Below are 25,653 nucleotides of genomic sequence, written 5' to 3' on the forward strand. Positions count from 1 at the left end.
CCGCGGCCTTTTTTGTTATGGCCAATTCCTCTGACATTTCAGAGAGTTGCCGCTTAAGTCGAGCGTTCTCATCGGCCAGTTTTTGCTCGCGATCGGAGGTGTTCTTCTTCTGCTGAGCTTTGGCACGCCATTGATAGAGCTGGCTTGGCTGCAGACCCAGCTCACGAGCAGCAGCGGCAGCCCCCACTCGGTCAGCGAGGGCAAGCGCCTCCTCGCGGTAGGCATCAGAGTAACGGGCACGTGTCTTCTTCATCGGAGTAGCTTGCTTTGCCATGGGTCACCTCGTTGAGTGTATACCTTAACGGGGTGTCCACTGTTGGTGGGCAAGATCAATGTGCCGTCGGGCGTAGCAGTGTTGGAACTCGATGCCCCTGGCCGACTGGATGCCAGGTTATCGCGTGATCTTCCTGCTGATCCCGATATGGCTGAAGCCATTATGCGCGAACGCATGGCGACTCCCGAGTGGCAGGAGACCGCGGACCGCTATGCCGATAGCTACCTCGGGCTGGCCAGGGCCTGGCAGTTGGGTGTCGAGAATGTCCCCGCGGTGGTGGTCGATGGCCGCTATGTGATCTATGGCGAGCCAGACGTTGCCGCGGCGCTGAATCAGGCCGATCGTCTCTTGGGCCAGGAGGGGCGCCGATGATCCCCTTCAAGCTCCTGGTGGCTGTGCTGGGCGGTGCGCTGCTGAGTCTGGGGGTGGCGGATAAGTCCGCTCATGCCCTGACCACGCCGCAGATCGTCGCCTCCTCACTCTCACCCCAGTGCCTGGACTATCAGGTGATTGGCATCTGTGTCTGGCTCCACTGCTCCTGGTCGGGCTGCTCGGTTCGCACTTCGGTGCAGGTCCGTCACTACATTCCCGAGCTGGTGGTCTCCAGTTATGAGAACACCGGCGACAACCCCTGGTGGGAGGTAGCGACGTTGTCGCCGCCTCTAGGCGAGGCGCTGGCCGGTGGGCAGGGCACCTCCGATGCCAACCGGGCCCATCATGAGCACCTGCGCTTCAAGAACGTCGACGCTATCGGCCACCCAGCCGGTAGTGCTTTTAGCAGCTTCGCCGATGCCTTCGGCATGACCTGCGCTGGGGCAGCGACACCTTTCCAGCCCTACCACCTTTCGACCCTGGATGCCCTGGCGTGGCGCAGCGGTATTCCCGAGTCGTTCTACCCCGAGGCGCTGACGCCTGGCATGCGTGAGCTAGGCCAGTCGGGTGATCTGTGGGGCAACATCTTCCCGCGCAGCGGCTTCCTGACCCAGGTGCATGACTACAAGACCGCGGCGACCACTGCCCAGCGCTCTGCCGATATCGTTACCCGCACGGGGCAACCTCATGTCTACACCCCGCTGGTGGCCTCCAGCCGTGATGGCTATTGGCCACCAGGGCCGGTCAAGGAGGGCGATGCCTCGACCCATCGCTGGCAGCGGCTGACACCCAATATGAGTAAATCTTGCCGGGTATGGCCGGATCGCGGCATCACCGATTCGTATGCCGAGCGTCTCGATGCGGACGGTGACTACGCCTGGTCGCTGTGGCGCCCCTATCGCTGCTGCCGACGCCGTGGCCAGAAACTGCTCTACGCCGTCCCCTGAAGGAGAGATGATATGAAAGGATCTCGCACACGACGCTTCCCCCTCACGCCGCTGGTCGGTGCCCTGATGGTGGGACTGCTCTCTACCCAGGCTCAGGCACAGTCGGCGGACGCTCTCTATTACCAGATTGGGGGCGCCTCGCCCTTCAGCGTCTCCGCCGGTCGGGGCTATAACCCCAACAGCCGCGGGCTTGGCATCAGCTGGAACATGAATGCCAGCTGCGGCAATTTCGATATCGGTGCCACGGTCTCCAATCAGCTCAACGGCCTTACCAATGGCTTTCAGAACCTGATGGGCACGGTCGTCCAGAATGCCCAGGGCGCAGTGGCTTCGCTGCCCGCGATGATCATTCAGAGGGCCAACCCGGGGCTCTATGATCTCTTGAGCAACGGCGTACTGCAGGGGCGGGTCGACTTCGATCGCGCCTCTATGTCGTGCCGGCAGATGTCCGAAAAAATGGCCGATATGGTCTCCGGCCAGGGATGGCAGCAGATGGCAGCGGCCGAAAGCTGGCAGAGTGCGGCTCAGTCCAACGCTGATGTCGTTGCGGCCCAGGAACAGGTCGACCAGTCGGGTGGTAATAAGGGCGTGACCTGGGTGGGTGGCCAGCGTCGCGGCGGCAGTGGTCAGGCGCCAATCCGCGTGGTCGAAGACACCGCACGCGCCGGCTATAACCTCCTGCATGGCCGAAGCGATACCACCAGCACGGCCACCATCGCCGGTGGCGGTGGTGGCTGGGGATCAGTGGCCACCAATGAGGGCACCTGGATCGGTGGCGGTGGATTATCCGGCTCCTCCGCTGGGGGCGGCACTGGCGGCTCCGGTAGCTCGGGGTCAGCCAGTGGGACTCTGACAGGGACAGGAACCTGCCTGGGCGGCATGTGCACGGTCTGGCAGAGCCCGGAGGAAGCCGCCGAGTGGACCCAGACGGTGATCGGGGAGCAGTCGATTCGTACCTGCGACGGCTGCGAGCGCAGCGAGACCCAGGCCGGCAGCGGCCTGGTGCGTGAGTTGGAGCGCGAGCAGCATGAGGTCTACGGCAATCTACTGAGACTTATCGACGGCAGCGACCCTATGACGCTGGAGAACCTGCGCGAGGTCTCCGCAGGTGATGGCCTGACCGTTTCCCGAGGCGTCGTCGAATCGCTGCGCAGCGATCCCGAGGCGTCATTGCTGGTTCATCGCCTGAGTGGCGAGATGGCCCTGGCGAGGACCCTGACCAAGGCGTTATGGGCGCGTCGGCTGCTTCTGGCGGGTAGCAGTGACCCGGGCATCGCCGACAACGAGCAGGGTATGTCGGCACTGGATCGCAAGTTGGTGGCCCTGGATCGGGATATCGAGTCCCTGCGCTCCGAGATGGAGATTCGCCAGGCCTTGGGTAACAGTGCTGCCGGCATCGCCCTTGAGCGGGCCTCTCGGCGTAGCCAGGGCGCCTCCCAGGGTGAGACCTTCCGGCCGGATGCGGCTCTGGATGGTCGCGGCCGTCCCGCAGACGAGGAGGGTGGCGACTGATGGCACGACGCTCTCTCTTCTGGCTAAATCCGCGGCGCTGGCCGTCATTGCTGGTGGCCATCGCAGTGTTGGTCGTCATGTTCCTGCTGAGCGGTGCCATTCTGGCCGTCAGCGTAAGGCTGCTGGGTGGGCTCGAGGCCCACCATAATGCCTGGCAGACCGCCTGGCCTTGGTTGCTGGGCTGGCGGCTGAGTCTCTACGCCACGCTGATTCTGGTCTGGTGGTACAAGGTGCGCCCCCGGGCGGTGGCTCGGCTGCAGAGAGATCATGACAACGGCCGGCAGGCGCTGGCCAAGCTTAGGCGCCTCGAACTGATGGCCCTGGGCATCCTGGGCCTTCTCGAGACCACCAACCTGATCAACCGGCTGGGAGGTGTCTGATGGGAGGCCTGCTTACCGCCCCGTTGGTAGTGTTCGATTACTTCGCCAATGCCATGACGTTGCTGGGCTGGATCATCAACAACGCTATCTGGAACGTCATGGTGAGCACCGGCATCGCCGCGGTACCGTTCATCACCCTGGTGCTCTCCGAGTGGTTCAAGGCCCGGCAGGAGGGCGATGAGGCGGGGACCAAGGGCATCCTGACGGTTAACCGTATCGAGACTCGGTTCTATGCCATGCTCCTGGCCTATGCCTTCACCTGCCTGCCGTTGCTGCAGGTCCAGCTGGCTACTGCCGATATCGATGAGAGCCGATCACTGGAGTGCGGCACCCGCCAGTTCGCCTCCGGTGGCTGGTCCGAGGGGGCATTCGGGGCCACCGAGAGTACCATCGGTGGCCAACAGGCCAGGATGCCGCTGTGGTGGGCGGGGGTGCATGCGGTATCCCATGGGGTCACAGCGGCAGCAATCCACGCCATTCCCTGTGCGACAGACTTCGAGTCCATCCGTATGGAACTGGATCTGCACAGCATCGAAGACCCAGGGCTGCAACAGGAGGTAGGTGAGTTCCAGCGCCAGTGCTTCGGCCCGGCACGCAATCGGTTGCTGCAGGAAGGCGGGACCATCGAGGCGGCTCGTGCCATGGATGTGGACTGGATCGGCTCGACCTACTTCCAGACCGCGTCCGGCTACTATGACAGCTTCTACGCGGGACGGCCCATTGCCGGCTTCCCCTATGATGCTGGCCGAGATGTTTCCCGGCCCAACACCGGCCCCGGCCTGCCCGGCTATCCCTCCTGTCAGGAGTGGTGGTCAGCCGAAAGCGTTGGCTTGAGGGCCCGGCTGCATGGTGAGGTGAGCACGGGGTTCTGGGATGACTTCCGTAGCGTCTTCACCGGCAGTGACGCCGAGGACTATGTGATCCGGCGCCTGGTTAGCCCCCGCTCGGGTGCGGCCAGTGGCAACTTAGACCAGGCAGTGGTGGGCTTCCGCGGGCTGGATGGTGGCAGCAGCTTCTGGGATGCCACCGTTACCGCCGGCTCCGCCATCGGTGGCACCCTGTCGGTCCTGCCCTTCCAGGCCGGCATGGACATGCTCAAGCAGGCGCTGCCCATGGTGCAGGGTATCCTGGTGATGGCGATCATCATCTGTCTGCCGTTCGTGATGGTTATCTCCAGCTACAGCTTCAAGGTTGCCGGTATGGCCACCTTTGGGCTCTTCGCCATCTGGTTCCTGACTTTCTGGTGGGAGCTCGCTCGCTGGATCAATTCGAACCTGGTCGACCTGCTCTACCGCAGCGATGCCGCCAAGCTCAGCTGGCTTTCTGCCGCGAACAACCTCTACGACCGGATGGTGCTGCAGTTCGTGGAGGGGATGATGTTTCTGGTGCTGCCGACGTTATGGGTAGGAGTGCTGAGTTGGGCTGGGATGCGGATAGGAAGTGCCGTAGGCAGCGGTTTACGCCAGGGAAGCAGTGACGCACAGGGAGCTGGGAAATCAGGCGGTCAGAAGGCTCAATCCACTGCATCAGGAGGAAAGTTGTAACAGCCGTGCCGCCTGGAAGTGCCTAACGCTCGACCAGGGCATGAGACGCCTGGGTGGGGCTATGACCAACCACCATGATAATCATCTTCGTCTTCGTCGATCCGCCACTCGCCGATGTAATAGCCGTAACCAGCATGGCCGTCTCGCCAGCCGTCTTTCACTTCTTCTGCCTCTTCAGAATCTACAGACGCCGACTGGAGCACCCCCTGAGCCACGCCACCGGCCACCACGGCCGCACCACCGACCACCTTCCCCGCTCCACGAGCAAGTCGTCGCCACCCATCCTGGGTGGTGGCCGTTTGGGCGGTGGACTTGGCCATGCCAGCGGCGGAGTCGCGCAGCAGGCGCAGCGACTCTGTCGTGCTCGCCTGGGTATGCCAGCCATCGGACCAGCCGGCCTGCTGTTCACCGTCGAGAGCCCTGCGAGCTGCCTGGCGGCCAGCGCTGCAGGTTCGGGTCAGAAGTGATTTCAGCGCCATGGGCATGCCTCCCTTTTTACATCAGCCTTTTAGCATAGACACTTGAAGGGCGAGCCTCCACCGGGCGGAGCTCACAAAGGTGCGAGGGCAAAGGGTGAAAAGCCGAAAGGCCGGAAGGGAAGGGGGCTCAAGGGGAAGGGGCTTGCCCCGAAAGGCTGAGTAAAGTGAGTACAGCAAAGGGAAAGGGCAAAGGGTTGCTGCCGGCGCAGGTCGTTTCTCAATGGGTCGTGGCGCCGCCTGCTTGAAGCGGCGCTGCAGAAAGAAACCGCAGCTTTTGCAGAAAGCCTTCTATCTAAATTACTGATTCTGCTGTTCTTGCAGTATGCACTTCCCACAAGTCGCCACGCCTGTGCAGAATGAAGCGCTGTCTGCATCTACCGAGAAGGAGGTCGCATGGGATTTTGCTTCCAGTGCCGTATCACCCGCGAGCAGTGGCGCAGGATCCACTTCGACAGGCTGGACCAGGCGGATCCGGTAGCGGCCATGGAGGCTTTCATCCTGCGCCGCGACATGACCAAGACCGGCATCTTCCGCGAGATCGAGCCGTTCACGCTGGTATAGGGGCTGCTCTACTCGCCCAGCGACTTCAACAGCGCATCCCGGGCATCCAGGTAGAACTGGATGTCCACCTTGGTGGCCATCTCGTCGGAGAGGTCGAACAGCAGCTTGCGGCAGGTGACCGGCATCAGGATCGCCGTGGCGCCTTTCTCCACGGCAATTTCCACCAACGTCACCGGGTTGTGGATCGGCTCGATGGAGCCGCCGAGGTTGATCTCGCCCACTACGATCAGGCCGCCACGCAGGCTGCGCTTGAGTAGGGATGAGCTCATGGCGATCAGCGCGGCTACCCCCAGCTTGGTGCCGGACTTGGCGGCATCGAAGGCGCGCAGCTGAACGGTGAACTCGTGATGGCGTGGCTCCTTGTCGCCGACCAACTGGCCGGCGCGCGTGTAGAGGTTCTGCTCGGCGTATCCGATGCTTTCCCGGAAGGCTGGAGGCACCGGCTTGTTGAGGATCTTCACCCCCGAGCCGGGGCCTTCGTTGACCTCGATGCGGAACAGGCCCGGATGCTCCTCCTGGCCATTGCTGGCCTGGCCGCCGGGGCTGATGCTCCACACCTGGCCGGGCTCCAGGGGATCGTTGCCGATGCTGTTGTCGCTCTGCAGCTCCGGAGTGGCGACGAACTTCTCCACGCCGTCTTCGCCCATGGTGTAGCTGAAGTGGGTGTTGCGGAATTCGGCGGCGCCGATGCGTTTCTGCTGCTCCTTGACCCGCCGGCGTGCCTCCATGGCGATATGGATCGCCCACTCCAGATCGTCATCGCTGGGTGAGAGGTCATCGCCTGGGTAAAGCAGTTTCAGCAGCCCGCTGGCGGTCTTGTTGACCGCGTTGGTGTCGCGACCGGAGAGGGCGCCGCCGAAGAAGACCCGTCCCTGCCACTGGGAGACGCGGCTCTGGCTACGCAACTGGCTCCAGCACTCCGACAGGAAGTCGCTGACCAGGCCGAAGTGATCGGTGAGCAGCTCCTTGCTGACCTTGGGCACGTCCCAGCCGGGGAGAAAGGCATGGATGCGGTCCATGAAGGCGGTATCGTGGCGCATTTCCTCCGGCAACGGCCCAAACAGGTGCCCTATGCGCTGCTGGTGTTCCACGTCCACATCGAAGTTGCCCACCAGTACGATGGAGCCATCGGCGCGGATACTCTCCTTGCCACGTGAGAACTCGCCGCTCTCCATGTAGCCCTTCATGATGTTGACGCCGTCCTTGTTGTCGAACGAGATGCCAGACACCTCGTCGAAGCAGACCACGTCGTACTGGCACACCAGGCCGCGCTGGCCGTTGGCGTTGTTGACGAACATCTTGGCCACGGTGGCCTTGCCGCCGGAGATCAGGTGGGCGTAGGGAGAGACCTGCTGGAAGAGGTGGCTCTTGCCGGTGCCTCGGGGCCCGAGCTCGACCACGTTATAGTTGCGCTCCACGAAGGGCACCATGCGCAGCAGCATGGCGTCCTTCTGCCTCTCGGTGAGGCCGGCAGGCTCGATGCCGGTAGAGCGCAGCAAGAAGGCCTTCCACTCCTCGGTGGTAAAGTGACGTCGGGCAGCGGCCAGCTCGTCGAGCACGTCACGCTTGGAGAGCTGAATTTCGCGCAGGGCGCGGATGCCGAAGGGTCGCCCGCCTTGCTCCTGGGCGATGCTGGCATCGTATTCCAGAGTCAGTTCGGCGTAGAAGCCGCCGGTCAGCATGCGTTCATGTTCGCTGACCAGGTCATCCGGGATCCGCACGTCGGTCAGGCGCAGGCTGGGCAGGCTGGCCATGTAGGTGTCGTTCTTGGTATCCAGACGGGCCTGGATCAGGTCGATGATCTTGATCTCGCCCTTCTCGCGAGCGCGAGCCTTGAACAGCTCCTCCTCGCCGGCCTTGATGGTGCGCGACTTCAGCTGCCGCTGGACCACCTCTAGCCCTTCCTCGATCTCTTCTGGATCAGTGCTGGCACAGTAGCGGCCAAGCAAGAACTCCACCACGTAGGTGGGCACCGGGAACTGCCGGGCGAAGGTGCGCACCAGATCCTTGCGCACCAGGTAGCCATCCAGCAGCTCGGCCGCCTTGCGATCCAGTTCATCGAGTTCCATGACGTCTCCGTGTATCTGTTCTCAAGGGGGCCTCCATCAATGGCTATTCACTGCCGCCGATGGTGGTGGAGCGCTGGGCGAGCACCTGGCCGGCGGCGTCCAACACCACGGCATAGGCGCTTTCTCCTTCAAGGTCATCGTCCTCGACCACCACCGAGGCCTTGCCACCCACCTTGAACGGCTTGGGCGAGAGCACCAGGCTACTGGCCGGGTCTCCGGCATGGCGACGAACATCGAGCATCAGGTCGTCGCTGTCGCCTTCCACTACCAGGGTACAGCGCAGCCCCTTCCACACCAGGTCATCGATCAGCACCGAGGGCTTGGGGCCGGCACTGCCGGTCACCACCAGTTCCGGCGTGACGCACTCTTGCAGGCTGAGGCCTCCATGGGTGTAGGTCTCACCCGCCTTGAAGCAGTGGATGCTCTCTGCCAGAGCAAAGTGTACCTGTTCGTTCCAGTACCAGGGGAAGCGTGCTGCGTCTGTATGGGCTCCCGTCTTGAGGGCGGCACAGCGCCCCCATTTGGTCTCAACCAGGCTGGCCGGCAGCTCGGTCTTGGGTAGTTCGCCCGGCAGCAGCAGCCAGCCGTGATCGGTCACCACGCGCACCTGGGACCAGCCCTGAGCCAACAGCGCCTGGATGCGCTCTGCCACCTCGGCCAGCATGTCATCCACATGCTGTGCCAGCTTCCAGCCTCGCTCATGGCCAGCGTGATCGATATCGCCGAACTCGCACCAGGCTGGCCGGGAGGTGTCCAGAGTTTCCTTGTGCAGCTGCTCCACCTGGCGACGCTCCAACACCTGCCAGCCGTTATCGCGCAGCAGTTTCTGGAAGATGTGGCGGGTGATGGGGGTGAACTGATAACCGTCCGGTTCCTCCTGAATGGCGTTATTCCCCAGGATGGGCGCTACGGCGTACTTGCCGGTACCGGTCACGCTGGGCAGTGCCGACCAGGTACTGTGCTCGGCGACGTCCAGTCCACGGCTGACCAGTCTCTGGGATAGCCGTTTGCCACAGTCCATGCGCAGGCCGTCCACGAAGAGTACGCATTCACTTGGCTGGGCATGAGGAGATACCGCGCCGCGTTTCAATCCATCGACACCCGGTTGCCACACCTTCTGGAGGTGGCGGGCGGCCTCGTCGGCCCAGCGCAGGTAGATCGCACGTATTGCCGTGAAGATCGCTTCCTGCTCGCGCTGGCCATTCACCTGATCCAGCGCCCTGAGCAGGGCGTCGTCAGCTTTCCAGCCCTCGTCCAGGTACGCTTGACGCATATCCTCTGTCTGGCCACCCGCCAGGCTGCGCTGAGTTACCCGGGCCAGCTCGGTGAGGGGAGCCAATGCCATGGCCAGCGGGCTTTCATCCAGCTCGGCCCACACCCAACCGCGGCGATGGCTGTGCTCCTGCTCAAGGGCTTCCAACCGCTCTCTCGCCTCATGGGCCGGAAGCTGACCCAGTGCACACAGGTCGTGATAGAGGCGCTCCTCCTCCTGCCGGTTGAGCTGCGGCCATACGGCCATGTCGTCAGGCTCGGGGAACAGGCCGAGATCCGGAGGCGTGAGCTGAGCCAGCTGCTCGATCAACTGTGGGTAGCGGCGAGGAGCCTCACAGAAACGCGCCCAGACTGTTTTCCAGTTGCCCTGGCGCTGAGTGAAGCGCTCCAGGGCATCCAGCACGCTCTGTTTCTCCGGGTGAATGCCATAGCGCGAGTGGCACACCTGGCAGAAGGCCTGCCATTCATGTTCAGGCCAGCTGGAGCGCATGGCGTCGGGGTAGTTGAGCCAATCCAGCAGGTCACGCACCGGGTCGCCCCCGGTGAGAAGGGTATTGAAGGCCTCGGCATCCAGGTGGCGGCCTTGAAGATCAGCGAGCGACTCCCGGAGCAACCGGGGCAGGGCAGCCAGCAGCGCCTGTCGTGTGGCAGCGTCACCGGCCACGTCCAGACCCAGCCCGCCCTGCTGGGACGAGAGGAACGCCCGCGGCGTCCAGTCCTTGGCGTTGACCTGAGACCAGAGTGTGCCGCGGTACTGCAGCTCGGCCAGCGGCTTCAGGGCTTCCGGGCACTCGCTGACGGCACGGAGGTCCTGGCGGCCCACACCGGGTAGGTAGAGGATAGGAGGTGTCTCATCGTCCAGTTCGATGCCTTCCACGGTGCCGGCGATGGCACAGCGCAGCCAGATCGCTGGGCCGCGACGCTGCTCAGGGGCGTAGTCGCCCAGCACCAGAAGCTCAGGCAGCTCAGCCTGGACCTGGGCAATCACCGGCTCCCACAGCCGCTCGCGGTCCGGCCACAGGGTGCAGGCGGGAGCCGCCTGCACATCCGGGTTGTAGGCGGCGGCGCTGCGGATAGCACGCAAAATGCCATCAATTATTTTCATTTTTCACACCCTAAAATTGCAGTGGCTCTCATACATATTTGTCCTCCCCAAACTCAGATCTGACTCGCTGAGCTTCCCTGATATAGTTTTTTGACAATTCTCGTAAAGTACTGGCCAGCCTGTGGAAGCCCGCGTTTTCGGCATCTTCTGCCATTTTCCTGTATTTATCAGATAGATCCATTTCTGGTTTGCCAGAAGGATCAACTGTGTGAACGCCACGAGAGTTGTACAAGGAAGTTCTGAAGCCGTTACGCATCTCTTCGGAATGGCGATCATTTAATGCTTCAGCGACAGTTTTGTTGATCCATAAATCATCTTCATCAGCCGGTGTGTAAATTAACACCTCACCAATTTTGATTAAGGCAACCTCCAAATGGCCTGTCGCTGAGCAAGTTTCTCTGACTCTTTCAAGCCAAAGCTGAAAGCGCCTAGAGTCTAACGTTCCATCGTCTCTTAGCCCGGGCGGCCTACTCCACTCACTGAGTAATCGATAGGCATTTGCAGCTATAGCCTTTTTCTCTTCTGAGAGTTTTTCAACTTTGTCTTCCTTTTTTCTAGAACGGTAAATCAGCTGAATAACTTCGCAGAAAAAATCAGGCTCATTGGCTAGTTTTTTGTGTAGAAAAACCGGCTTTTCCCCATTCAGATTGTTTAGTAACGGCAAATAAGCCCACTCAACTCTGAAAAGATCATCTTCACTGGTGGCACTATCTGACTGAAGGCGTTTTATTATCTCAGTTACGTGATAACTATCTAAAGCATGACTTGGCTCACCGGATTTGAGTGCGCCAAGAAGAACACGTACGCACTGAGGCAAATCAGTCCGAATATTCGAGTGCAGCATCATTGCCAGACAATTTATTGCGGCGTGCGGTCGCCCAAATTCGAGTAGCTTATCTATGGCAAAGCTAAGTCCTTCCTCTACCTCGTAAGGGAGAGCACTGGTTTGAGTCCAGTACTCATCCTGATGCCTGCCCAGCCAATGATATGCTCGTTCCCAAGTGTCGCGTGTGAAGGGCAAGCAGGCTAGAAATTTCCCCGTCTCACTGTGGCTCCATTCAGTTCTTATTATTCTATCGCACCAATTCCAACCCTCATCATGATGGCGGCGCCATATAAAAGAACTCACCAAATCCGAGTGTTTTTCATTCTCCGAATCCAAGAAGCCGGGAAGCAGTTTTTTCTCAATCTCTGGTGTTGAAATGGCTGCCAATCCAGTCCCTACATCGCGAGGAGATTTAACTGATTCGGAAAACCGAATCACACCATCGACACCATGTTGTCTTGCAATTTCCTTGACAGCTGATGCTCTACGCTCTTCGAGCATTATGCGCTGTTCTTTCCAATTTCCTGACTCATCATAAAGATCAAAGTCTCGACCAGAAAATAACTCCTCATATAAAAGAAGAGGATCAATCGGCGCCAGTCCCTCTGCAATAGCTTCAATAGGGGATAATAACTCATCTGGTAACGCCCATTTTGCGTTAGCATGACGCCTGTGTTTTCTGGTGAATTTGTTGAGTTGGCGCCAAAGTGTTTGCCTTTGTTCTTCTGGGAGGGCCTTAATAGGCTCAGAAGATAGTTTCACTAATAGCTGATCAAATGCTGGTTTTGTCAAACTGTCAAAGCGTTCAATTAAATCGGAAAGTTTGACAATATCTTGCCTGGCAGTACTCACTGCAAGCTCAGCATAACTCGATGTCTGTAGCCAGTACTCATGTTTTGATACCCCTTTTTCCCAGTTGTCAGGTATAATTTTATTCCACTGTGGTTTATGGGTTCCGGTAGTCGTTTGGTGCTGACGGGGTAACAGGCTGAGCAGCAGATTCCAGCCTATATCTGGCCACTCTTTGATAACGGTCTGTACAGCAACTTTGCGCTTTTCAACGCTTGCAAGAGTATGTGGCATCCAAGGCAAAAGGATGTTGGTCAATGAATTTGCTGGCCGGTTTGCCCATTGTCCTCCTGGATCATGGCTGGCGAGCTCTGCAAGTAAATCGCATGCGCGAACGAGATTCTGTTCATCCCAGGCTAAGCCTTCCAGAGCCCAAAGCAGTCCTGTCAGGTAGTTACCACCTGTGATGCCACTACCTTCCTGTGCAAAGAGTTCGTCAAATGGACACGGAGACAAGCGTAGAGCGACCTCGGCGGCATCAAGAAATTCCTTGGGCGCCGCTTCGGCCAGTGTGGGCAGCACTCTGTTGAGGCTTCCCCACAGTTGCCATTCTGCACCATCGAAGATCTCTCGAATAGCTAGAAAGGCAGTCGTTTCAGCATTTCCCTGAGAACAATTGCTACAATACTCTGGCAGAGCCCCAAGGATGGCTAGGCCTTCTGCGATACCCTGCCGAATTGCAGGTGAGAAACTTGGAGTTTTTCCGTGGACTCTAGCAGCATAGCGTTCATCTGAAGGCAGTTCAAAGGCTGGGTCTGGCTCCTTAAGAATGGAAACTGCCAGTTCTTTAAAAGCATGCAAATTCCGATCGAGGACTCGTGAGCCAAGTTGCCGCCAGAGCTCTTGACGTTTGAGAACGGTCCAAGTTCCGTTCTTAAGGGATAATGGACTACCTGGCTGATGTAGTATTTCTCTCGCTTTTTGAATCCACTCGTCGTAATCTATACCGAGTAAAGAAGCGAGCGTGCGCACATCATGTTCTTGCTTATCGTTCCAAGAGCCGATAAGAATAGTGAGCGCTATATGAGACGCGTCAGGATGCTGATCCCAGGCCGTTTCGTGACCCCCTCGAGCTGTCTTAAGGCGTTCGGGGATTTCGGAAGCCACTTTTTGTTTGAATGCATCTACGATATCTTCGGGTAAGTTTTCACGGGTGATGGTGCCCGCATCTTGGTTCCATGACTGAACTATATCGACGAGGCGAGGCCATAGCCAGTGGGGATACTGAGAATGAAACTGTGAGATATGCGAGTGGAGTAACGATATAATAACTCCTGCTTCGCCACCAAGATCATAGCCCAAAAGGTGAAAGTGCCGTAAAAAGCTATATAATTCGTCGCTGTTAACTTCAGCTCCACAATTTGCAGCTTTTAAATGATGTTTGATGGCTTCTAGCTTTTCGGCACTTTTTGAGGGGCTGAAGTTGGCTTGCTTTACATTTCTGAAAAACTCATCAACATTTTTTGTATGTCTTGCTTGGTTCAAAAGCCAAGGAACGTTTTTGGCATCAATCCCGTTTAAGGGGCCAGTTATTAACGCTATTATATCTTTATTTTTTGAAAAAGTGGCGGGGTTATTGAAGTCGTTCCAGGCGGATTGGATGACTTCTCCGAAAACAGCATCCCCTTTAGTGATAGAAATGGCGTGCTTTACTTGGCCAATAAGTTTTCTTCGCTCTTTAGAGTCCGCACTCTGCACGTAGACGATCAAGTCATCAGTGTCATATTCGTCAATTTTTCCCTGCAGCTTGATCTCAATAATGGGCCAGCAAGGCAAGCTGGGGGCGTACCCTCCAGTCAACATCAGAGCAACAAATGAAGCTTGGACCTGTGCTTCGAAATGGAGCCCCCCTCCACCTGTTGAAAAGGGATTGCTAAGCTTACTCACGTGCACCTCCTCGTGCCGCGCGCTTCGCCGCCAGCGTGAGGTGGTAGTCGTTGATCCGGTCGCCCTTGGCGCCGCCTAGCTGGGGGCCTAGCTGGTACCAAGGGGCGGATTCCACGTCCTTGCCGCGGTCCTTCTTCCAGTGGATATTGGGCTTGTGGACGAGCACGCCGGCGCCTTTCTTCTTGACGTCGGGGACCGACAGGAAGGGGCGGATATTGAGGCGAACGCCGTCGTTGAGGTCGGGGTGCCAGCCGATGGGCTGTTCCTCCAGCGGCTTCCAGCGCACGAAGATGTCGTAGGGCTCCTCGCCTTCGAGGATCAGCTCCAGGCTCTTCTGCAGGGCCTCGGCGGCGGCTAGGCGTGCCTCGGCGCCGTCGATGCCCTCATTGATCTGCTTTTTCTGCTGGGTGATCCAGTCACCCAGGTAGGTGTAAGTGAGGGTTTCCAGGACCTTGTAGTCGAGCTTATGGTAGTTCACCAGCACCGAGAAGCCATCCTTGAGGCCGTCCCAGATGTGCCAGATAAAGGGGCGGTTCTGGAACAGCTTGCAGTGCTGGGCGAAGAACTTGTCGCGCAGCCAGCTCTCCAGGTCCTTGCCGGCATGGTCGACACTCTCCAGCAGCTTGCCGCGGGTGGTGGCGGACCACTGGTCGCCGTAGGCGTCGGCCAGCAAGGCCTCCAGGCGATCCACGGCGCGGCGCTCGCCGCGCACGGCGGGCAAGCAGACGATACCGTCGCGGTCGGCGTAGCCCAGCAGCGCCTCGCAGCGCTTGACCCACTCGCGCTGCTCATCGGCCAGCTCCATCTCCGGGTCCCGCTCCGCCGGCCAGCGATAGCCTAGCAGCCGGGCCACAGCGACCTGCAATACGGTATCGTCAGTGCGCAGCGGACCATGGGCAGTCCATTTAGCCTCCTCGTCCCAGATTACCGAGCTGCAGGGGTGGCCATGGAAGATCCATTGAGTAGGATCGTTGGTGTAGGGTTCGGGGAGGCCGTGAGGGTATTCTCTGTCTGCAAAGCTAGTCCAATAGTTAAGGTCGAAAGGTATTTGCTTGAATGTTGCATTTGTAACGCTCCTCTTCCTGTCTAAATTCCTTATGTTTTCAATGAATAAGTTGTGCTTTGAGTAAGCGAGCAAAGGAGCTAGGTAGTCTTCGTGCTTTGGAGTGATTGCCACCAAGCTGGCGTCAAATTTTTCCCCAAGATAAATGCTGCTTAACAAGCCCTGCTCGTTTATTAAAACTCCTCTGTTTTTCCATGCAAGATTTCCTGATTCATGCATGTCGTGAAGCTTATGCCTGTTTTCTTTCGCATGCTTGCTTAGGCTTCCCTCTCCTTTTTCCCATAGGATTATGCTGCTCATCCCACCAAAGAATTTATCGGGTGGCGTGGTTTCTCTGAGATACTCCCATTTTCCTCTATTGCTTTCAACTTCCCAAAAAAAACTTGTGAAGCGATCTTTGTCACCAGTTCGAAGCCCTTGATAAGCTTCAGAACGAATGCCTAGGCGGTCAGATTGAGATATGAGAGTATGGCTCACTCTGAAGTCCGGGTTACTAAGCACTCTTTCTTGGCTTATGGGTTTGAGTTCATGTGTCTTTAGGTGCGCAGATTTTTCATCAACTTCTTCTTTGCTTGATGCGTCAAGAGAATAATAGCTAGAAGAGCCTTTATTTGGTGTGATGGAAATGAGAACAGGGGCTACGTCGAGAGGCGTTCTGAATGCACCAGTACCAAGCCATGCTAAAATATTCCATTTGCTTGATGAAAGAAGATGTTTCCTTAAATCAGCATAACTTTTAAGAAATAGCCAGTTCTGTGGGAGAACCAGAGAAAGGCAGCCGTTATTGCTGAGAATTTTTGCGCAGCGCTCCATGAATGCTGTTTCTAATGCACTCTTGGATCTTGGGTAAAAAGATTCAAGGTGTTTTTGTAGCCTCTTGTCTAGTCCCCCTTTGTTTTTATATGGAACATTTGTTGCTACAAGGTGATACTTTTCCGACAGAATCTCTGTAGCCTTTGCTAAGCCTAAAGCAACAATTCCAAGCTCTGAGTCATTAGAGTTGCTATGTATAGATGTTAATTTATTGATGACGGCAGGAAGTATATTTTTTGGGTCTGTCTCATAAAGAGTTCCTTTGTGCAGGCTTTCATCAAAGTCGATCAAGCTTCCCAAGACATGGCCATTTTTGAACTGCGTGTACAAGAATTGGAGATTGTTTTCTATATTTTTGTCGTTTTTTGCAATGCTGATCCACTCGTCTTTAGGAACATTGATAGCTTGCCCAGAGCAAGCTAAGTGCAGCTCGGGCAGCTTGCGATAGCCACCGGTATCGGGGTAGCGCCAAGCGGTAAGAGCCAGGGCAAAGGCGGCCAGCTCCACACAGCGCTGGTCGATCTCCAGCCCGTGCAAGTTGTCGCGCAGCACCGCATCCACGGCCTCGCGGGCGCTCAAGCCCTCCAGCTCCATGCGCATGGGAACCAGCATCAGCAGGGCGGCGACCAGGAAGTGGCCGCTGCCGCAGCAGGGGTCCAGGGTCTTGAGCTCGACGAGGCTCTGCGGCCAGGCGCTGAAGGTGCCGGCGGCGGGTGTCCAGCGGCCGGTCTCCTCGTCCTTGACGAAGCGAAGGTACTCCAGCGGCACGCCCGGCAGGCTGGCCTTGTCGCGCAGCTCCTGCTCGCTCTCGGCGCTGGCCAGGTCGGTTTCCGACAGGCGCCGGGCGGCCCACCAGGCGCCAAGGCTGTTATCCAGCAGGAAGCTGACCATATAGGGCTCGGTGAAGAGCTGGGTGACGGCGGGCAGCTCGTCGGCGCCGATCTTCACCTCGGAGCGGTTGATGCGCTCCTTGTTGTCGGTCTGCCAGAATTGGTAGACCCAGCCCAGGCTGTCGCTGGCGTGGAAGACTTCCACCGGAAGGCCGGCCAGCAGCTCCTCCAGCTCGCGCTGGTACTCGGCGGCCAGGGTGAGCTCGAACACCGGGCTATCGACGCGGAACACCTGGGGCAGCATGGTGCTGGCCAGCCGAGCGGCCAGGGCCCAACCGCTGGTGCGCTGGCCCTGCTCAGCCTCTTCCTCTGCCAGCTCCTCGCACTCCTCCAGAGTGACGGCCACGCCGTCGTACATCAGCAGCTCGTTTTCGGCCAGGAAGCGGGCGAACAGCATGCGGTGCCAATGCTCGTAGGCGATCTCGCCGATCAACCGGGTGACCGCCTGAGCGCCCTCCTTGAGCGGGTCGCCGAGGCTACGGGCATGGGCGCGCAGCCCGCGGCGCAGGGCGCGCTGGTCCTCGCTCAGGTAGCTGGGCGGCGTCTCCTCGCCGACGCCGAGCTGCTCCAGGGCAGCCTCAGCGGCCTGTTCGGCCACCGGGCGGGCCTTGCGCACGGTGCGGTCGAGCTGGTTGCGGAGTGTCTTGTCGAGTGGCTGCATGCTGCTGTCCATGTTGTTTCCTTCCACAGTATCCCTGCGAATGCGTGTTCTATTGCATGTGAGCATTGTTGTGCGCATTGGGCGGCGTTTAATGCTCAATCTAATGCGCAGCGCATTGCGCTACGTATTGCGGTATTCGTAACGGGCGTGCTTGCCCTTACCGGGGGGCTGGATCTGTGGGTTCTCTTCCCGTAGTTCGCGCATCAAGCGATAGGCGTGGTTGCGGTCGAAGCGGGTGATCTGGCGGATCTCCTTGTTGCTGAGACCCGGCTCGCCGCGCCTGGCGCGCTCGATCAGGATGCTGAGTACCCGGGTCTTGGCGGCATCCCAGTCGATGCGGCGGCGCTTATCGGCTTTCCCATCTGCCATCAGGTGTGTGTAGAGCGCTGGATGAAGGCTCCAATAGGTGCCACGGCCGCTACCTCCGTGCTCCACATATTCAAGCTGCTCCATACCGGCGAGCAGTTCGCGGGTTTCCGGTTCGGTGCGCTGGCAGAGCCCCGCCGCCGTGGCGGTATCCACCTCGGGGTGCTGGAGGAAATACTGCAGCAGCAGCAGCTGATCAACTCCGAGGCTGCGGCCGCTCTCGCTCTCTTCGGCCACGAACTGGCGAAACGCCGCATTGATCTCCCGCTTGTGGAAGATCACCGCCACGGAGTCGCCGATTTCGCGGATCACCGGGGGCTCCTTGCCCTCCATCAGCATGGCCTCAAACATGCGGCTAACGCCGAGGTTGCTGCGGTTGACCAGGCGCAGCTTGACCAGTGCATCGACCAGAAGGGGGTTACGGGCGGCTGGCTGGTGGTGGAGGATGTTGTGCTCGCTGATCCCAGCGATAAAGCCACCGTTGTTGCTGACCTCCAGGCGCTGCGGATAAAGCTTGATCATCACGGGGCCGGCAAGGCGCAGGTCTCCATGACAGAAAGCATTCATCAGCGCCTCGCGCACCGCGACCTCAGGCCAGGTACGGTATTCGAAGTGGAACATGCCCTGCTGCACGGTGGTGATGGGGTTGAAGGGCACCAGCAGTTCCTCGATGCGCTGCACTGATAGCGGCAGGGCGCTGACGCGGTCCTCGCGTATGCCGTAGTCGGTATCGGAGCGCATCTGCAGGAAGGTCCACAGGTGCCCGGGCACATGTTCGCGCAATGCCTCTTCGGTACCGGCCAGCAGGATGGCGGCGCGGGTCACTTGCCCCTTGCGAATCAGACCCAAACTATCGAGCAGTTCCCGGTCAGAGCGGCGCAGGAGCTCGTCGGGGGCTCTTTCACGCTGAGCGAGGTTGCGCAGTGCCTCAAGGGCAACGGGTGAAAACAGGGCATCGTCGACGGGACCCAGCGTCTCGGCGGTGTAGTCGGTATCGCCGGTCTCCACGCCGATCTTGCGGCGCTGGGTTCCGGTGAGCGGTTGGCAGTCCTTGCCGATGCGCACAGTGCCACCGCCTTTGGTGTCGGTATGGGGCGGCATACCCGAATAAACTTGCATGATCAACACACGGCCGGTGCCCTCCGGCACGTGGAGCTCCTCGAACACCGGGGTGATGTGGGGATCGGTCTGGTCGTAGACGGCCCGCTTCAGGATATTAATGTCGACTTCGGGCGGGACGCCCAGCACGGCCTGTTCGCGGCCCGAGATGCGGTCGGCCACGCCGAACACCACGCTGCCGCCACCGCCATTGGCCATGCAGATGGCCATCTCCACCACCTTCTTCACAGCCTTGTCGCGGCTCTTGGTGTCCCACTGCTTGAAGTCCAGATCCTGGTCTTCCAGGTCGTCGGCGATGCAGTGCTCCAGCTCATCCAGCAGCGCTTCGATATCACGGCGTGATCTCATAGTCTGTTTGCCGCTCCTACTGGGTGATCACCGGCCCGTCCTGCAGGGCCTCGCGCAGCTCACGGCGAACGTCCTCCAACCAGGCGTCGATATCAGCCTCGCTCTTGAGGGTACGACGCGGCAAGCTGACGAACTGTACCTCGGGCTCCATCTCCTCAGCGGCCTTGACCAGCACCTCGTCGAAGCGGCTGGGCAGCGCGGCGATGCGATCGGCCAGGGCATCGGGGCGCACATGGTTGAGGGTCTCCAGCACCTGGTCGGTGCCGCCGAGGGTGATCTCGGGGGCGTCGTGAGCCGTCAGGCGCTTGGCGGCGAGCAGGTCGTGGCGTTGGTCCGGCGAGAGCTGCTGCCAGTTGTCATCCGCCTCCAGGCGCTGCATGCCGGCGGCATGCTCGTCCGCATAGCGCTGCTGCAGGTCGTTGAAGGTGTCGCGGAACTGCTGGGTGAGGTTGGCCAGCAGCGGCTGGACGGGATCCGGGTCGTCCAGCAGCGAGCGGTGCTCGCGGATCTGGCTGACCTGGGCCAGCAACGGCTCGGCGTCGGGCAGGCTCCTGGCGTGGTCGGCCAGGCGCTTGAGTGTGCCCCAGGCGGGGCGGCGCTGCTGGATCTTTTCGGCGGTGGCCTGCCATTCGTCGATGGCGGTAAGCAGCTCGCCCTGGTTGCTGACGATGGCCTTGAGCTGGTCGTTACCGCTGCTGGTACGCACGGCTTCCAGGGCATCCAGACGGGGAGCCTCCGGAGCCGGCGGTTCGCCACCTGCCTGTTCGGCCAGGGTTCGGAGCTTGTCGGCGAAATCCGGCGCCTTGGCGGACTCCTCGCCAGACTTGGCCTGCACGCCGAGCTTCTGCATCACCTTGCGAATCTTGATGCGCTCCCCCGCGGAGATGGTGGTGGCCTCCACACGGAACTCGGTCTTGCCGATGGCGCGACGATCCAGCTCCTGGGGAGAGGTGCCATCGGTGGTGCGGATCTGGCCAGCGACCAGTAGCACCTGCACGGCGCCATCGATGGCGTCCTGGGACCAGCCGTAATCGCCGTGCTCAAAGTGGTCGCGTATCTCGCTACCCTTCTTACCGCCGCCGAGAAAGCTCAGGATGGCCTTGCACACCGGATGGCTCTGGGGCTCGCCCTCGTAGCCCACGGCCTTGAGGGCATCGGGAGCGCCCTGCTTGGCCTTGGAATAGACCTTCTCCCAACCAGCGTGGTCGGCCTGATGAAACTTGGGATGCAGGCGCGCCAGGGCATTTTCGGCGCCTTCCTGAATGGCCTCACGCAGGGTGGCACCGACGATCTCGTTACCGCCGCCCTGGAATACCTGGGCGCCGTTGAAGGCCTCGTCGAGCAGTTCGCGAATGCGCCGCTGGGCGGCATCGCGGGTAGTCTGCATGGCGGCTCGCGCCTCTTCCCCTTCAGGGGTGCCGGGCGTACCGCGGGTCTCCAGGGTAGCGCTGGCGGCCTTGAACTCGATCAGCTGGTTGCGTAGCTCGTCAGCGGAGCGCTTGGGGATGAACACGAACAGGGTGGGGGATTCCGACCCCGCCTGGCGGGCATCGGCACGCACCTGGCTGATGTCATCCGACCAGCCGTTGCGCACCCAGACGTAGAGCTTCTCGGCGGCATCCTTGGGCAGCGTCATGTCGAAGACCGGCGAGAGCGGACGCGGCACCTTGGATTCGCCGTGGTTCACCGTGAGGTTGCCGACCTGCTTGGCGAAGTGCTGGCGGATCAGGTCGTCGCGCTCGGTCTCGATCTGGTGCGTGGCGTTGCCCAGGGTGCTCTTGTGGGCGAGGAAGGCGTCGTTCCAGGCGGCGCTCTCCTCGGTCTGGATACGGTACTCGTCGCCCACCTTGATGATGAACTCGCATTCATCGAGAAGATCCGGCAGGCGGCTGCGCAGCGAGCTGCTACCGGCCTTGAGGTCATCGACCAGCAGGTCGGCGATGTTGGCCAGGGTAGGATGCAGGCCGAGCTCGGTGTTGGTGCTGGCGACCTTGTTGATCAGGAACACCACGGCACAGGCTCGCGCCATCAGCTGCTCGTCTTCACTGCCGTTACGCCATTGCTGGGTGGCGTCGTGGAGCTTGCGCGGCAGCATGCGAAACTGCAGCAGCTTGTCGGTGGCGTCGAAATAGAGGTAGTCACCGGGGATGATGTTGCCCAGCGGGGCGTCCAGGTTGGTCTGGATCGCCTTGTGGATCATGCTGAGCTGGTTGCGCAGCTGGCTGTCGGTACCGGTCTGGTCGAGCACGCGCAGGGCGGCGTCCCAGAAGCGACGGCGCACCGGCAGGATGGGGTAGTCCTGGGCGAAGTGGCGGGTGTCCTCCTGGCGGTGGGCGATGGAGGTCTCGGCCAGGTGACGGGAGATCTCGCCGAGATTGCTCTCCATCACCTCGGCAACAGGTGTCTTGGCCTCGGGCTTCTTGGCCAGTACCACCTGGCGGATAACGGCGTCGACGTCGGCATCGGAGAGCTCGATGCGAGTGGTGAAGCGGCCCTGCAGGCGTGCCAGGTTGCTGGTACCGGTGATGGCGGTCTGGCCGGTGCCGATGAACATCAGCCGGCTGCCGATCTCCTTGCAGCAGGCTTCCACCGCTTCCTGTACGTCGATGGAGCGCTGCCCGTCGGTACCGATGTACTGCTGCACCTCGTCCAGCACCACCAGGGTGAGCGGCATCTTGCCGTCCTGGCTCAGCGCCTGGCGGATGGCCTTGAGCATCTCGTCGCTGCTGATGTCGTTGACGTGGGGGTAGAGGTGGCTGAGGGTCTCGGCGCAGGACTCCACGCTGCTGAAGATCCTCGGCTTGGCCTGCACCAGAGCCTCGTGCAGTGACTCGGCGACGTAGAAGTTGTCGAGCTCCTCCTGCCAGTCGTCGCCGCGGCTGACGACGTCCTCGCGTACCTGCTCAAGGATGCCCTCGTCGCGCAGCCACATCACGAAGCGGGCGACAGGGTACTGTTGGGGTAGACCGGCGGCGCGGAAGATCACCGAGAGTAGCGCTAGGCGAACGCTCTTATCGCGGGAGCTTGCCCCCAAGGTGCCGGAGGCGGCGAACAGGCCGCCATGGCGTTTGCCCTGGGTGGAGAGCTCCATGAACAGGTCCTGGATCTCCTGGGGCAGGTGGACGAGGCCACGGGCGGTGGCACCATCGTCGAGGGTGACGTCTTCCCACAGGTTGCGCAGCATCTTGGCCATGTGGGATTTGCCCGAACCGAAGAAGCCGCTGATCCACACGCCGGGCTGCTGGGAGGCACCGCCGCTCAGATTGCGCAGGTAGGTGTCCAGAATATCCTGCATGCCTCTGGCGTACTGGCCGTCGCAGACGAAGGTCTCCAGCTCGTAGCGCAGTACCTTCTGGGCGCGGTCGCTTCTGTCGTCGTTGACGTAGGCGACGCCCTCGTTGACCAGGCGCTGCTGGGATGGGTCCTTGGCGTAGATATCGCGGTTGCGCATGCGTCCTTTCCCCTGCGGTAGCGAAGTTCGAATTGGTGCTTGGCGGTGGCTCAGCGGGCCCCGTCTGCAGTAATCGGTGTGGCCAGGTAGTTCCAGCCGTCATAGCCGTCCAGCAGCCGGTAGTTGTTGTTCTCGAAGCTGCCCGGGAATAGCACAGCCAAGCGACCGCTGACGTGGGGAGCCAGGCGGTCCACCACCTCCTTGACCTTCAGCAGGCCAAACAGGCTGCCGACGCCATAAAGGGTGACGACGTGATTGTTGCCGGCACCCTGGTTAGAGAGCTCGGCGGTGAAGCGTGCTTCCAGCCAATCCAGGTAGCGATGTATCACCGTAGCCAGCTTGGCCGGAGACCTGAAGTACCCTTTGGCATATTTCTGCTCGGCCATCCACAGGGCGAAGGTGTCGGTCAGGTCGAAGGCCATCCACTCATGGCCGTTCTGGCGCGTGACAAGCTCGAACTCGCCGAGGTTGGCGCGCAGGCGAAGCTCCTCGGTTTCCGGGTAGACGCAGAAGACGACACGTTGGGCCGCCGCGGCGTCGTCGCGCCAGGGCAGGGCGATAAAGCGGCCGTAGGAGTCGATCAGGCGCTTAACCTTGCTCATGGAAGATCTCCTGCTGGGTGGCAGTGTCGGTCTCAGCGGGCTTCAAGACTTGGGTGACCAGCGGGGCCAAGGCTGGGAAGTCGACATCGATCACGTTGTCGACCCGGCGCATCACCATCCAGCCCTTGGAAGAGGCCTGGGCTGCCAGTTCCAGCAGGCGGTCATGGCTGGCGTCCAGCAGCTTGCACCAGGGACTCTGCAGCAACAGCTCGCCCCGGCCCCCCTGCAGCCAGGCAAGGTAGAGGGCATAGGCGACAGCAGCTGTCGCAGGTTCAAGATGCACCCGCACCTTTTTTATGCGGCCAAGCAGGTAGCCGACCTGAACCAGACTGCTATTGATGTTCTGGGCGGTGGACTTTCGTGTCGCCTGACTGAAGCGCCCCGGCCAGTGCTGCTCGATGGCTTCCTCGACCGATTCACGAGTGATCGAGGTGCCCAGCGGCTTGGCGAGAATGGCAGGGGCGAGGTCCCTGAGCAGGGAGTCACGGGCTGCTGCCGCCAGTAGAGCGAGCTGGGGGCGGGCGGCCTCGTCCCGCGACCAGAAATAGCGCAGGCCGGCGTGGATGGGATTGGCAGGGTCGAGCCCATAGAGGTCGGCCAGGTGGCTGGCCGTCAGCTGGCGGGTACGGCCGGAGCGCTTGGCAAGACAGTTGGCATCGCGAATGGCGGCCTGGTACGCATCCTTGTCCGCTTCAGCCGGGACATGCTCGAACAGGGTGTTCAACTCGCTGAGCATCAGGGTGCGGGCCGTGTGGGTGCTGCCCTGCTGGGTCATGAAGCCCAGCCGCTTGAGGGTGGCCTGATCACGCATCGGTCTTGTTGCCCTCGCTGGCACCGCCATTGCGAACCCAGTCGTCCACCTCATCGCGCTTGAACTTCCATAACCGCCCGATGCGGTGGGCAGGCATCGCCCGCTCGGAGATCCAGCGATAGACGGTGTCGCGCTTCACGCCAAGGTACTCGCCGATTTCGTCGACGGAGAGCCAACGGTCTTCCATGTTTGCACCATAGCAGCTGGTTTTGATTGACTTTAGCAGAGTTTAAGGTGGGTTTGTGCCTGCTACGTCCTTGAGTTGCCTTCCGCAAGCAGAGGCTCAGTGATGTACCCTGACGCCATCGCTTCCGCCACGCCGAGCCACTCATGCGCCAGTCCACCTATCGACACTATCCCAGCTTCACCCGCCGCTATGTGCGCTCGGCGATGAAGATGATGGGCTTACCCAAGAAGCCCAGGGTCGAGGCCGAGGTCTTCGCCAGCATGCTGCAGGATCAGGAGCTCGCGCTCTCCATCAATGGCGAGGTGCTGATGCTCGAGTGGCACCACGCCCGCGAGGGCAGGGTGGTGGTGCCGGAGCCGACCCTCTCGCAGTGGCTCCAGACGGTGAAGCTCAGCCAGGTGCAGGGTGACGCCTGGTCGTGGCCTTGGGAGTTCTGCACCCTCTCGTTCCCGACAAGCCAGACCTTCCATGGCCACCCGGTGGACGGTGCCCTGATCACCTGGGTGGACTCCACCACGCTGCCCGGACGCTACGAGAGCTTCCTGGGCGCCCATGGCAATCCCAACGGCGTCGACATGCTCGGCATCGGCGAGCCGTGGCTGATGGTGGCGATCCACAACCCGCTGGACACCAAGCCGAGCGTCAACCCAACCATGCTGCGCGGTGCCTTCTCGCCGCAGCAGATCAGCGACTTCATCAACCGCGAGGCGATCGAGCATGCCGGCGGTCGCGCTGCCCCGCTGGCGGACGAGGAGGGCATGATCCTGCGCGAGGTGGTGCGCTACGTGCTGTCGCTCGGCATGTACCTCTCCGCCTACCCGGAGGCGCAGTCCAGCGGCGTGCCGACCTGGATGAAGAACAAGCACCCCGAGGGGAAGAAGGGCGTCCCGTTCGCTCAGGTGGGTGTCGACCGTGAGGATCGAGAGCTCTCCCTGGCGATGACCGCGCCGCGCTCGGTATCGCCGTACTGGCGGCAGCTGCGTGACGCGCGCTTCTACCGCGGGAAGTGGGCGGACCACCGCCCCGGCAGCTGCTATGTGCTGGTCAGCGGGTATGAGGTGGGGGCAGGGAAAACGGTGGGGGTGGAGTCTGTGAATCCATGACCGAGTCAGAGTCGCATTCCCGTTGGGAAGGCTGTCTGTTGGGCCTGGCAGTGGGTGATGCCCTGCGGGCACCACTGGAGTTCCACCGTCGCGAGCGCATCACCCCGATTACCGGGATGATCGAGGGTGGCAAGTTCCGTATGTGTCGGGTTGAGTGAAACA

The 25,653-nt window shown here is 60.5% G+C and carries 19 protein-coding genes; 8 read left to right on the forward strand and 11 right to left on the reverse strand.

Annotated elements, in window-relative coordinates; all coding sequences use genetic code 11:
- Positions 1-274 (reverse strand): transposase (locus Q358_RS0111165; protein ID WP_043488179.1); only part of this gene is annotated, 274 nt, incomplete at its 3' end.
- 60 nt (positions 275-334) lie between these two features.
- Here Q358_RS0111165 and Q358_RS0111170 point away from each other — a divergent pair.
- The 5 genes from Q358_RS0111170 to Q358_RS17280 are packed head-to-tail and all read left to right on the forward strand — an operon-like array spanning position 335 to position 5,029.
- On the forward strand, positions 335-646 hold the full coding sequence (locus Q358_RS0111170; protein ID WP_281172983.1) for a TIGR03757 family integrating conjugative element protein: 312 nt from the start codon (positions 335-337) through the stop codon (positions 644-646).
- Entirely contained in the window at positions 643-1,593 is a 951-nt protein-coding gene (locus Q358_RS0111175) for a TIGR03756 family integrating conjugative element protein (RefSeq protein ID WP_084286535.1), read from the forward strand. The genes Q358_RS0111170 and Q358_RS0111175 overlap by 4 nt, the downstream gene beginning before the upstream one ends.
- Positions 1,594-1,605: 12 nt before the next feature.
- The gene (locus Q358_RS0111180; RefSeq protein ID WP_027962101.1) at positions 1,606-3,105 is read left to right on the forward strand and encodes an integrating conjugative element protein; all 1,500 of its coding nucleotides are present in this window, start codon (positions 1,606-1,608) and stop codon (positions 3,103-3,105) included.
- A complete protein-coding gene (locus tag Q358_RS0111185) occupies positions 3,105-3,485 on the forward strand; it encodes a hypothetical protein (protein WP_027962102.1) in 381 nt (126 codons plus the stop codon). The genes Q358_RS0111180 and Q358_RS0111185 overlap by 1 nt, the downstream gene beginning before the upstream one ends.
- Complete coding sequence (locus tag Q358_RS17280) at positions 3,485-5,029, forward strand: conjugal transfer protein TraG N-terminal domain-containing protein (protein WP_051530337.1); 1,545 nt, start codon at positions 3,485-3,487, stop codon at positions 5,027-5,029. The genes Q358_RS0111185 and Q358_RS17280 overlap by 1 nt, the downstream gene beginning before the upstream one ends.
- A gap of 59 nt (positions 5,030-5,088) precedes the next feature.
- Here Q358_RS17280 and Q358_RS0111195 read toward each other — a convergent pair whose 3' ends face one another.
- Complete coding sequence (locus Q358_RS0111195; RefSeq protein ID WP_027962103.1) at positions 5,089-5,508, reverse strand: hypothetical protein; 420 nt, start codon at positions 5,506-5,508, stop codon at positions 5,089-5,091.
- 393 nt (positions 5,509-5,901) lie between these two features.
- Between Q358_RS0111195 and Q358_RS18600 the strand changes: the two genes are divergently transcribed.
- On the forward strand, positions 5,902-6,069 hold the full coding sequence (locus Q358_RS18600; protein ID WP_245598314.1) for a hypothetical protein: 168 nt from the start codon (positions 5,902-5,904) through the stop codon (positions 6,067-6,069).
- A gap of 8 nt (positions 6,070-6,077) precedes the next feature.
- On the opposite strand, the gene brxL is transcribed toward Q358_RS18600, so the two are convergent.
- From brxL to mads1, 9 genes are all read right to left on the reverse strand, one after another.
- Positions 6,078-8,138, reverse strand: coding sequence for a protease Lon-related BREX system protein BrxL (gene brxL, locus Q358_RS0111205; protein ID WP_027962104.1), 2,061 nt, complete (start codon positions 8,136-8,138; stop codon positions 6,078-6,080).
- A 43-nt stretch (positions 8,139-8,181) separates the two neighbouring features.
- Positions 8,182-10,515, reverse strand: a complete 2,334-nt coding sequence (gene pglZ / locus Q358_RS0111210) for a BREX-1 system phosphatase PglZ type B (RefSeq protein WP_027962105.1) — start codon at positions 10,513-10,515, stop codon at positions 8,182-8,184.
- A gap of 28 nt (positions 10,516-10,543) precedes the next feature.
- The gene (locus Q358_RS18255; protein WP_211248328.1) at positions 10,544-14,077 is read right to left on the reverse strand and encodes a hypothetical protein; all 3,534 of its coding nucleotides are present in this window, start codon (positions 14,075-14,077) and stop codon (positions 10,544-10,546) included.
- The gene (locus Q358_RS0111235) at positions 14,070-17,516 is read right to left on the reverse strand and encodes an Eco57I restriction-modification methylase domain-containing protein (RefSeq protein WP_211248329.1); all 3,447 of its coding nucleotides are present in this window, start codon (positions 17,514-17,516) and stop codon (positions 14,070-14,072) included. The genes Q358_RS18255 and Q358_RS0111235 overlap by 8 nt, the downstream gene beginning before the upstream one ends.
- A gap of 108 nt (positions 17,517-17,624) precedes the next feature.
- Positions 17,625-19,337 (reverse strand): RNA-binding domain-containing protein, encoded by a 1,713-nt coding sequence (locus Q358_RS0111240; RefSeq protein WP_027962107.1) that lies wholly within the window; start codon positions 19,335-19,337, stop codon positions 17,625-17,627.
- A 16-nt stretch (positions 19,338-19,353) separates the two neighbouring features.
- The gene (gene brxC / locus Q358_RS0111245) at positions 19,354-22,788 is read right to left on the reverse strand and encodes a BREX system P-loop protein BrxC (RefSeq protein WP_027962108.1); all 3,435 of its coding nucleotides are present in this window, start codon (positions 22,786-22,788) and stop codon (positions 19,354-19,356) included.
- A 50-nt stretch (positions 22,789-22,838) separates the two neighbouring features.
- The gene (locus tag Q358_RS0111250; protein ID WP_027962109.1) at positions 22,839-23,390 is read right to left on the reverse strand and encodes a BREX protein BrxB domain-containing protein; all 552 of its coding nucleotides are present in this window, start codon (positions 23,388-23,390) and stop codon (positions 22,839-22,841) included.
- Positions 23,377-24,201 carry a hypothetical protein gene (locus Q358_RS17285; RefSeq protein ID WP_211248330.1) on the reverse strand — a complete coding sequence of 275 codons (825 nt, stop codon included), beginning with the start codon at positions 24,199-24,201 and terminating at the stop codon, positions 23,377-23,379. The genes Q358_RS0111250 and Q358_RS17285 overlap by 14 nt, the downstream gene beginning before the upstream one ends.
- The gene (gene mads1 / locus Q358_RS0111260) at positions 24,194-24,388 is read right to left on the reverse strand and encodes a methylation-associated defense system helix-turn-helix domain-containing protein MAD1 (protein WP_027962110.1); all 195 of its coding nucleotides are present in this window, start codon (positions 24,386-24,388) and stop codon (positions 24,194-24,196) included. The genes Q358_RS17285 and mads1 overlap by 8 nt, the downstream gene beginning before the upstream one ends.
- A 143-nt stretch (positions 24,389-24,531) precedes the next feature.
- Between mads1 and Q358_RS0111265 the strand changes: the two genes are divergently transcribed.
- Together Q358_RS0111265 and Q358_RS18605 are read left to right on the forward strand one after the other, a co-directional pair.
- Positions 24,532-25,491, forward strand: a complete 960-nt coding sequence (locus Q358_RS0111265) for a hypothetical protein (RefSeq protein ID WP_027962111.1) — start codon at positions 24,532-24,534, stop codon at positions 25,489-25,491.
- Positions 25,488-25,649: an ADP-ribosylglycohydrolase family protein gene (locus tag Q358_RS18605; protein ID WP_156940900.1), complete on the forward strand. Its 162-nt coding sequence runs from the start codon at positions 25,488-25,490 to the stop codon at positions 25,647-25,649. The genes Q358_RS0111265 and Q358_RS18605 overlap by 4 nt, the downstream gene beginning before the upstream one ends.
- The last annotated feature ends 4 nt before the right edge of the window (positions 25,650-25,653 follow it).

Origin of the sequence: Halomonas halodenitrificans DSM 735 (assembly GCF_000620045.1) — a bacterium.
In the GTDB taxonomy this organism is placed as follows: domain Bacteria; phylum Pseudomonadota; class Gammaproteobacteria; order Pseudomonadales; family Halomonadaceae; genus Halomonas; species Halomonas halodenitrificans.